At 61.9% G+C, this 8,905-nt stretch carries 6 protein-coding genes and 1 tRNA gene; 2 read left to right on the top strand and 5 right to left on the bottom strand.

Features of this window, described 5'->3' with window-relative positions; all coding sequences use genetic code 11:
- Positions 1–37: 37 nt before the first annotated feature.
- The 3 genes from murI to C7C56_RS07275 all read right to left on the bottom strand — a co-directional run bounded on the left by murI (position 38) and on the right by C7C56_RS07275 (position 3,152).
- Complete coding sequence (gene murI / locus C7C56_RS07285) at positions 38–889, bottom strand: glutamate racemase (RefSeq protein ID WP_106756795.1); 852 nt, start codon at positions 887–889, stop codon at positions 38–40.
- A gap of 67 nt (positions 890–956) precedes the next feature.
- Positions 957–2,498, bottom strand: a complete 1,542-nt coding sequence (locus tag C7C56_RS07280; protein ID WP_106756794.1) for a fumarate hydratase — start codon at positions 2,496–2,498, stop codon at positions 957–959.
- A gap of 21 nt (positions 2,499–2,519) precedes the next feature.
- Positions 2,520–3,152: a YqhA family protein gene (locus C7C56_RS07275; protein WP_106756793.1), complete on the bottom strand. Its 633-nt coding sequence runs from the start codon at positions 3,150–3,152 to the stop codon at positions 2,520–2,522.
- A 324-nt stretch (positions 3,153–3,476) separates the two neighbouring features.
- Between C7C56_RS07275 and acs the strand changes: the two genes are divergently transcribed.
- Positions 3,477–5,474: an acetate--CoA ligase gene (gene acs / locus C7C56_RS07270; RefSeq protein WP_106756792.1), complete on the top strand. Its 1,998-nt coding sequence runs from the start codon at positions 3,477–3,479 to the stop codon at positions 5,472–5,474.
- Positions 5,475–5,539: 65 nt separating this feature from the next.
- On the opposite strand, the gene C7C56_RS07265 is transcribed toward acs, so the two are convergent.
- Positions 5,540–7,165, bottom strand: coding sequence for a tetratricopeptide repeat protein (locus tag C7C56_RS07265; RefSeq protein ID WP_106756791.1), 1,626 nt, complete (start codon positions 7,163–7,165; stop codon positions 5,540–5,542).
- Positions 7,162–7,572 carry an energy transducer TonB gene (locus C7C56_RS29655; protein ID WP_229458333.1) on the bottom strand — a complete coding sequence of 137 codons (411 nt, stop codon included), beginning with the start codon at positions 7,570–7,572 and terminating at the stop codon, positions 7,162–7,164. The genes C7C56_RS07265 and C7C56_RS29655 overlap by 4 nt, the downstream gene beginning before the upstream one ends.
- 147 nt (positions 7,573–7,719) lie before the next feature.
- On the opposite strand from C7C56_RS29655, the gene C7C56_RS07255 reads away from it, so the two are divergent.
- Positions 7,720–7,810 (top strand) — tRNA-Ser (locus tag C7C56_RS07255).
- Positions 7,811–8,905: the final 1,095 nt, after the last annotated feature.

Here is an 8,905-nt window from a genome sequence, read left to right as displayed (position 1 = left end):
AATCTGAATTGAGAATTGCTGGCTCAAAACGGCCGGTTCAGGGGGCGATCGAGGCCACGCGCACCTCGCGGACCTCCTGCGCAAGGCCCAGCAGGCGCAAAAACGCGGCCGACAGCGCCGACGCGTTGGCGCTCGAAAACGCCTCGAGCTGGGCGCCGCTGCCGTCCCCCGGGTTGACCAGGCCGCCGGCCTCGAGCAGGCGCAGCAGCTGCCTGGCCACCGCCTCGCCCGTGTCGATCACCACCACATCGCGCCTGCTGGCGCCGTTGATGACCTTTTCGATCGTCGCCCGCACGAAGGGGTAGTGTGTGCAGCCGAGCACGAGTGTGTCGATGTCCTGGTCGAGCAGCGGCACGATATAGCCCTCGAGCATGGCCAGCGTGGCCTCGGAGTCGAGCTCGCCGCGCTCGATCTGCTCGACCAGGCCGGGGCAGCCGCGCAGAATGAACTGGGCCTTGCTGGTCAGATTGATCTGGTCGCGCAACTGCAGGAATTTCTCACCCGATAGCGTCAGCTCGGTCGCCAACACGCCGACCTTGCCGATGCGCGACAGCAGCGATGCCGGTTTGAGGCCGGGCTCGACGCCGACGATCGGCATCAAGGGGTATCGCGCGCGCAGGGCCTTGATGGCGGCCACGGTGGCGGTGTTGCATGCCACCACGAGCGCTTTTGCCCCTTGCGCGATCAGGAAGGCGGAGATCGACAGCGCGCGGTCCACGACCACGCTCTCGGGCTTGCCGCCGTAGGGCGCAAAGCCGCTGTCGGCGAAATAGACCAGCCGTTCGTGCGGCAGCAGCGCGCGTATGTGGCGCAGCACGGACAGGCCGCCCACGCCGGAGTCGAACACGCCGACCGGCGCGGCAAGGGGCACAAAGGAGTCTTGGCTCATGGTGATCGTCCGGCTGGATTGGTGGACAGGCCGCCGCCAGCCTGGCCGGCCGCGGCGGCCTTGCGCATCAGGCGCTCACGACGGGAATCTTGACCACGCTGCTCAGCGACTCGATTTTTGCCGCCCATTCCTTCGGCCCCGTGTTGTGCACCGAGGTGCCGGTCGAATCGACCGCGACCGTCACGGGCATGTCGGTGACGTCGAACTCGTAGATCGCCTCCATGCCGAGGTCGGCAAAGCCGACCACGGTGGCCGTCTTGATCGCCTTCGAGACCAGGTAGGCGGCGCCGCCGACGGCCATCAGGTAGGCCGACTTGTGCTGGCGGATCGATTCGATCGCGCCCGGGCCGCGCTCGGCCTTGCCGATCATAGAAATCAGGCCGGTTTTCTCAAGCATCATGTCGGTGAATTTGTCCATGCGCGTGGCCGTGGTCGGGCCCGCCGGGCCGACCGCCTCGTCGCGCACCGGATCGACCGGGCCGACGTAGTAGATCACGCGGTTGGTGAAGTCGACCGGCAAGGTTTCGCCCTTGGCCAGCATGTCCTGGATGCGCTTGTGGGCGGCGTCGCGCCCGGTGAGCATCTTGCCGTTCAGCAGCAGGGTCTGGCCCGGCTTCCACGAGGCGACTTCCTCGCGGGTGAGGGTGTTGAGGTCGACGCGGCGCGATTTTTCGGTGTCCGGCGTCCAGTGCACGTCCGGCCAGCTCGACAGCGAAGGCGGCTCGATGTAGCTCGCGCCCGAACCGTCGAGCACAAAGTGCGCGTGGCGCGTGGCGGCGCAGTTTGGAATCATTGCCACCGGCTTGGAGGCGGCGTGCGTCGGGTACATCATGATCTTGACGTCGAGCACGGTCGTCAGGCCGCCCAGGCCCTGCGCGCCGATGCCGAGCGCGTTGATCTTGTCGCACAGTTCGATGCGCAGTTCCTCGGTCTTGTTTTGCGGGCCGCGCTGCTTGAGTTCGAACATGTCGATGTCGTCCATCAGCACTTCCTTGGCCATCAGCATGGCCTTCTCGGCGGTGCCGCCGATGCCGATGCCGAGCATGCCGGGCGGGCACCAGCCGGCGCCCATCAGGGGCACGGTCTTCATGACCCAGTCGACCAGCGAGTCCGACGGGTTGAGCATGACGAACTTGGTCTTGTTCTCGGAGCCGCCGCCCTTGGCCGCGACCTTGACGTCGACGGTGTTGCCTTCGACCAGTTCCATATGGACCACGGCCGGGGTGTTGTCCTTGGTGTTCTTGCGCTCGAACTGCGGGTCGGCCACGATGGACGCGCGCAGCTTGTTGTCGTCGAAGTTGTACGCGCGGCGCACGCCCTCGTTGACGGCGTCGGTGACGGTGCCGGAGAAACCTTCGAAGCGCACGCCCATGCCGATCTTGAGGAAGACGTTGACGATGCCGGTGTCCTGGCAGATCGGGCGCTTGCCTTCGGCGCACATGCGCGAATTGGTCAGGATCTGGGCGATCGCGTCCTTGGCCGCCGGGCTCTGCTCGGACTCATAGGCGCGCGCCAGGTGGGCGATGTAGTCGGCCGGATGGTAGTAGCTGATGTACTGGAGCGCGGCGGCGACCGATTCGATCAGGTCTTCTTGCTTAATGACGGTCATGGGGATTCTCGTTTAGCTTAATTAGTGATTGGGCTTGGCCATGTTTTGCGTTCCGATCATGATGCGGTCGGTGTAGGCGATGGCCAGGGCAGAAAACAGGAAGACGACGTGGATCACCGTTTGCGCCGTCAGCTCGGTTGCCGAGTAATTTTTGACGTTGATGAATGTTTTCAGCAGGTGGATCGACGAGATGCCGATGATCGCCATCGCCAGCTTGGTTTTGAGCACGGACGCGTTCACGTGCGAAAGCCACTCGGGCTGGTCGGGGTGGCCGTCGAGGTGCATGCGCGAGACAAAGGTTTCGTAACCGCCCACGATGACCATGATCAGCAGGTTCGAGATCATGACGACGTCGATCAGGCCGAGCACGACGAGCATGATGGTCGCTTCGGTGAGCTTGGGCGGCGCGGCGAGCGCAATACTGCCGTTGGCGGGCGGCACGCTGACGGCGGTGATAATGTGCTGCAAAGCGTCGGCATTGCCCATCGCCGCGAGGACCAGGTCCTTCAGCTCCACCCAGAAATGGAAGACATAGACGCATTGCGCCAGGATCAGACCCAGATACAGGGGCAGCTGCAGCCAGCGGCTCATGAAAATGAAGGCGCTCAGATGGCTCAGTTTGTGCGGCGCGACGGTTGGTGGCAGTTCAGACATGCAAAAAATCTCCAGTAATAGACAGCAAGAATTTCGATGCGTCATTTTACACGGGCGCGTAGCCAATACCGGGGCGCGGGGCCGCCTTCTTTTTGCTTGATGTTGCGCAAACGTCGTGGGGACGCCGGGCCGGCGCGTTGCGGTTCGTAACGGGGCCTCCGCCGGCCCCACGAAACATTGGTAAAATCGCACAACCGAGTGCGCCGGACGGGCGCGACCGATGCTGTAATATCGGACTGACATATTGCAGGTTTGCGCGCTGTAAGGGCACCGTAAGCGACAGTGCGTATCTTGAGATAAAAATACCACACACAGGAGACAAGCATGGCCGGATCAGAATCCAAGCAAGAAAATCAGGGACTGCAGGAGCACCGGGTATTCGCCCCGCCGGCCGAGTTTGTGGCCAGTGCCACCATTTCGGGCATGGATGCCTACAACGCCCTGTGCGCCGAGGCCGAGGCCGACTACGAGGGCTTCTGGGCGCGCCTGGCGCGCGAGCACCTCGACTGGCACAAGCCGTTCACGCAGACCCTCGACGAGTCGCAGGCGCCGTTCTACAAATGGTTCGCCGACGGCCTGCTCAACGTCTCCTACAACTGCCTCGACCGCAACGTGCTCAACGGCAACGCGGAAAAGACCGCGATCATCTTCGAGGCCGACGACGGCCAGGTCACGCGCGCGAACTACCGCGAACTGCTTGAGCGCACGAGCAAGTTCGCCAACGGCCTCAAAGCGCGCGGCATCAAAAAGGGCGACCGCGTCATCATCTACATGTCGATGTCGATCGAAGGCGTGGCCGCCATGCAAGCCTGCGCCCGGATCGGAGCGACCCATTCGGTGGTGTTTGGCGGCTTCTCGGCCAAGTCGCTGCAGGAGCGCATCATCGACGCGGGCGCGGTGGCCGTCATCACGGCCGACGAGCAACTGCGCGGCGGCAAGCACTTGCCGCTCAAAAGCATCGTCGACGAGGCGCTGGCGCTGGGCGGCTGCGAAAGCGTCGCCAACGTCATCGTCTACAAGCGCACCGGGGGCAACATCGCCTTCAACGAAGGGCGCGACGTATGGCTGCACGACCTGGTGGACGGGCAAAGCGCCGAATGCGAGCCGGAGTGGGTCGATGCCGAACATCCATTGTTCATCCTCTACACGTCGGGCTCGACGGGCACGCCGAAGGGCGTGCAACACGCGAGCGGCGGCTTCTTGCTGTGGGCCGCGCTGACCATGAAGTGGACCTTCGACATCAAGCCGAGCGACGTCTTCTGGTGCACGGCCGACATCGGCTGGGTGACCGGCCACAGCTACATCGCCTACGGGCCGCTGGCGGTGGGCGCGACCGAAGTCGTGTTCGAGGGCGTGCCGACCTACCCGAACGCGGGCCGGTTCTGGGACACCATCGCCAAGCACAAGGTCAACATTTTCTACACGGCGCCGACGGCGATCCGCTCGCTGATCAAGGCGGCCGACGTCGACCCGACGGTGCACCCGAAAAATTACGACCTGTCGAGCCTGCGCCTGCTGGGCACGGTGGGCGAGCCGATCAATCCTGAAGCCTGGATGTGGTACTACAACAATGTGGGCGGCGCGCGCTGCCCGGTGGTCGACACCTTCTGGCAAACGGAGACGGGCGGCCACATGATCACGCCGCTGCCGGGCGCGACGCCGATGGTGCCGGGCTCGTGCACGCTGCCGCTGCCGGGCATCATGACGGCGATCGTGGACGAGGCCGGGCACGATGTGCCGAACGGGCAGGGCGGCATCCTGGTCGTCAAGCGGCCGTGGCCGTCGATGATCCGCACGATCTGGAACAATCCGGAGCGCTTCAAGGCGGGCTACTTCCCGGACGAGTTGGGCGGGCGCATGTACCTCGCCGGCGACGGCGCGATCCGCAACAAGGAGACCGGTTACTTCACGATCACGGGCCGCATCGATGACGTGCTCAACGTGTCGGGCCACCGCATGGGGACGATGGAAATCGAATCGGCTCTGGTGGCGAACCCGATGGTCGCCGAGGCCGCGGTGGTGGGCCGGCCGGACGAAACGACGGGCGAATCGATCTGCGCGTTCGTGGTGCTCAAGCAGGCGCGTCCGACGGGCGAGGATGCGAAGAGGATCGCCTTGGAATTGCGCAACTGGGTGGCCAAGGAAATCGGCCCGATCGCCAAGCCGAAGGAGATCCGCTTTGGCGACAACTTGCCGAAGACGCGTTCGGGCAAGATCATGCGGCGCTTGTTGCGCGTGCTGGCCAAGGGCGAGACGATCACGCAGGATATCTCGACGCTGGAGAATCCGGCGATTCTTGAGCAGCTCAAGGATTCGAACTAAGCTGGTTTTTTAGGGCGATCAATAAAGCCACCTTCGGGTGGCTTTATTACATGCGCCAAGCGAAGTTACTTGGCCGGCTTGAGCGCGGCGAGTTTGAGGTCGACCGCCTTCATGTCGGCGGGACGGTTGAGTTTGCGGTAGATGGCCGAAAGGCTTTTTAAGCTGCTCACCAAATAGACGTCGCTGCGCTTGCCACCGCTGCTCCACAAACTCACCACACGTTTGTGCAGGCCCTCCGCACGAAGCGCGTCTTGCTGGGCGTGCGCGATTTCGGCCAGCATGGTCAAGTATTCGCTGACCGGTTCGCGCTCGGGCGTGCCCTGCGTTTCGGCGTTGGCCAGCAGCGCCTCGTAGAGCGATTGCGATTCAGCCAGCTTGCCTTGCGCCTTGTGCAGATAGGCTACCTCCGCCTGGGTTTCGATCACATCGGGATGCTCGCTTCCCAAAAGAGGCAGATAGAATTCGAGAACCTTTTGCTGTAACTGCAGCGCCTCGGCATAGGCGCCTTGTTTTTGGGTGAGCAGGCCGAGGTTGCTCGCCAAACGTGCCTTGGTGAAGCCGGGCGCTCTTGGATCCTTGTCCAAAAGAGCGATGGCGCGCCGATACAGCGGCTCGGCTTCAGCAAGTTGTTGCTGGCTATGAAATAACTCGCCAAGATCGCACAGGGCCCGGGCCACTTGGACGTGACTGCGTCGCAAATTCTCCAAAGCGATCGATCTTTGCATTTCAGGATATTTGCTGACGCCGGCGTCGGCCTTGAGCTCCTGTTCCGCTTCGTACACCTTGGCAATCAAAGGCACTTGCGCCGCATCTTCGTCCGCCAACGCCTTGCTGGCCAAGGCAATGGCGCCGGCGATGTCGCCCTTGCCGTAGAGGTTGGAGATGTTTGGCGGCACCTCGGTCATCACGTTGACTTCGATAACATCCGTGATGCTCTTGGCGCGGTTGCGTGCGGCTTCGCCCTCCGCAAAACGGCGTTGCGCGTAGTAAACGGCCGCCAGTTCGTTGAGTGCCAGTGCGAGAGGTTTGCCTGCGGTTTTCTCGTGCAGGGCGACGGCTGCCAGCGCGTGTTTCTCTGCAAGAGGAAAGGTGCCGCGCCGGTAGTTGACTTCGCTTAGGTCCTTGTGGGCGCGGGCAATATCGACAATCGCGGAAGGATTCATCTCGCCCGCCGCGAGCACGCGTTCGGCGATTTTTTCCAATTGTGGCAGTTGGCGTTGTGCGCGGTAGAGGTGTGCCAGGTCCGTCATCAAGGCGAAGGTTGACGCATGGTGGGGGCCGGATAGCTTGTCGGACATCGCCAGGGCCAATTCATAGACTGGCGCCGCCGACTTGCACATGTTTCGCCGGTGGTAGCGGTTGGCGGCCTGATGCAATTGTTGGACTAGCGCGGCAGTCTCTGGCAACTTGCGCCAGGCGGCCAGCGCCTGCTCGGCGGCCTCATCCGATTTTTGGCTTTGAAAGCTCGACATGCGTGTCAGCGCGAGGGTCTGCATTTCTTGCGCAGCAAGTAGGTCGCTTGCGAGATCGCCATCGGCCAGACGCTTCTCGGTGTGCCGGGCGGCCACCTGTTCGGCCTCGCTTGGCCGGTCGTAGAAGATCATCGACTTGCAATCGAAGGAAGCAAGTTCAGGTGTCGCAGCAGCGGCCGTCAAGGGAGTGGCGAGCAATAGGAAAAGCCAAGGATTCATTCGAGCGTCCACTTAAATGACATGTAGCCGTAACCCTGTACGGGCTTGCGGTTTATGGTTGCCGGTCGGAATTTGCACGTGGCCAAACCCGCCAGGGCGGCCTTGTCCAGCGCGCGAAAACCGCTGCTGGAAAAGACTTTGGTGTCGATCACAACGCCATTGGCGGCGACCAGCATTTGCAGGCTTGTCGTGCCGGTTTCCTCGTTGCGCAGTGAAGCCTTTGGGTAGACGGGCATTTCGCAGTTGCCGTAGGAGAGGACCTCGGCCGGTTCCTGCACTCGGGCGAATTTTGGCGTGAAGTGGCGCGCGTTCAGGGTGCTTGCTGGCGCGTTTTGCGCGAGGGTTGTGTGCGGCAGGAACAGGATGGCTGCGGCCAATCCCCAGCCGGTGGCGAGAAGAATTTTCATGCTGGAATTATAACAAGGGAGATTGCGGGTGGACGGGGGGATTCTTTGGAGGGGGTGGGGGCGTTGGCCTTTTGGTGGGGAGTGCATATTTTTCGGGGGGCAACGGATTCTTTGCTATAATATGCGGCTTCGTGAAAGCGAAGAATAGGAGAGATGGCTGAGTGGTTGAAGGCGCACGCCTGGAAAGCGTGTATAGGCTAATACCCTATCTGGGGTTCGAATCCCCATCTCTCCGCCAAAGACAGTAAACCCTTGAAATTCAAGGGTTTTTTTTCGTCTGTCTCATCCGGAAAGCTCGTCTGTATCGTCGATTTTGGGGTCCGTGGAATCGTTTTGGAATTGTAGCAATAGTGCATCGTTGACTTTTGCCATTTCAAGCCGGTCGTCACGGCTATGATCCATTCAGTTTAGGCCTCTAAAAACATGCGCAAGCTCTGCCCTAGCTGAGCGGCCAGGATTGTCCTGATGGCTCGCGACTATATGGTAATTGTCCTCATGCCCAGACCATGAAAGATGTGTACCCGAAGCGCATATTTCCAAGTGCGCGCAAGCGCTTGGTCGCTTCGCGACTGGGCGGGCCGCCCGCCCACCTTCCAGGCATCGCAGCCGGCAAAGGACGATCGGCCGCCCATTGGGATGATATGGAAGAGGTACGCTCATCAGGGGCAGCTGCAAGTGCCGCGCCCTGGGCAGCCCCCCTTGGCCGCTAGGGCTGAAAAGGCAGCGCGGCGCTGCGCGTCCCGCTAAAATCGGCCACGCCCTGCGCCGGACTCGCCCCGCCCCTCCGGGGCCGCCCCGCCCTCGCCATAGGCTCGGGTTGCCTTCGGCAATCCTTTGCTTTTCAAAGCCCCCTTGCGGGATCAACATCGCAGCGCGAGTCCCGCTATTCGCGTTCCTCAACAGACACGATGGTTATACCCAATGCGGAGGCACCTTTATGGGCGATGAAAAAGGATTTTGCAGCGCAAGCCGCTGAGCGTGCCCTTGCAGTGCGTGCATGGCGCCCTGACGTTAATCAACAGTGAAGTAGGCCCACCGCTGCGCGGCTGGCCTACTTCACTCCTGCTTATTCGCACTTTGTGCTCAACGGGAATCATGCCTTCGGATGTGTCGCTACCGCAACGGAAGGCAATCCACGGCGCCAACGAGACCATACGTTCCTCATTGTGACTTGGAATCTTGTTCTGATTGAAGCGTTTCCCACTTCTTGACGAGTTCAGCAACGATTGGTTTTGCGCGCTCGATCGTTTCTTGCGTCCCGAATTTTTCCTCCAGCACCATCAGTCCGCGCGCCAAGGATGGCGCCAATTGTATGGCTGCGATGTTCAATGGT

It is taken from the genome of Massilia glaciei, assembly GCF_003011895.2.
GTDB lineage: Bacteria > Pseudomonadota > Gammaproteobacteria > Burkholderiales > Burkholderiaceae_D > Telluria_A > Telluria_A glaciei.
The sequence above is the reverse complement of the archived record's forward strand: the minus strand, read 5'-3'. Positions and strand labels throughout refer to the sequence as shown.

What these genes read in the sequence shown, in the direction of transcription:
- C7C56_RS07280 (WP_106756794.1), bottom strand. Translation starts at nt 2,498, where the DNA reads ATGACCGTCATTAAGCAAGAAGACCTGATCGAATCGGTCGCCGCCGCG.
- C7C56_RS07275 (WP_106756793.1), bottom strand. Translation starts at nt 3,152, where the DNA reads ATGTCTGAACTGCCACCAACCGTCGCGCCGCACAAACTGAGCCATCTG.
- C7C56_RS07265 (WP_106756791.1), bottom strand. Translation starts at nt 7,165, where the DNA reads ATGAATCCTTGGCTTTTCCTATTGCTCGCCACTCCCTTGACGGCCGCT.
- acs (WP_106756792.1), top strand. Translation starts at nt 3,477, where the DNA reads ATGGCCGGATCAGAATCCAAGCAAGAAAATCAGGGACTGCAGGAGCAC.
- C7C56_RS29655 (WP_229458333.1), bottom strand. Translation starts at nt 7,572, where the DNA reads ATGAAAATTCTTCTCGCCACCGGCTGGGGATTGGCCGCAGCCATCCTG.
- murI (WP_106756795.1), bottom strand. Translation starts at nt 889, where the DNA reads ATGAGCCAAGACTCCTTTGTGCCCCTTGCCGCGCCGGTCGGCGTGTTC.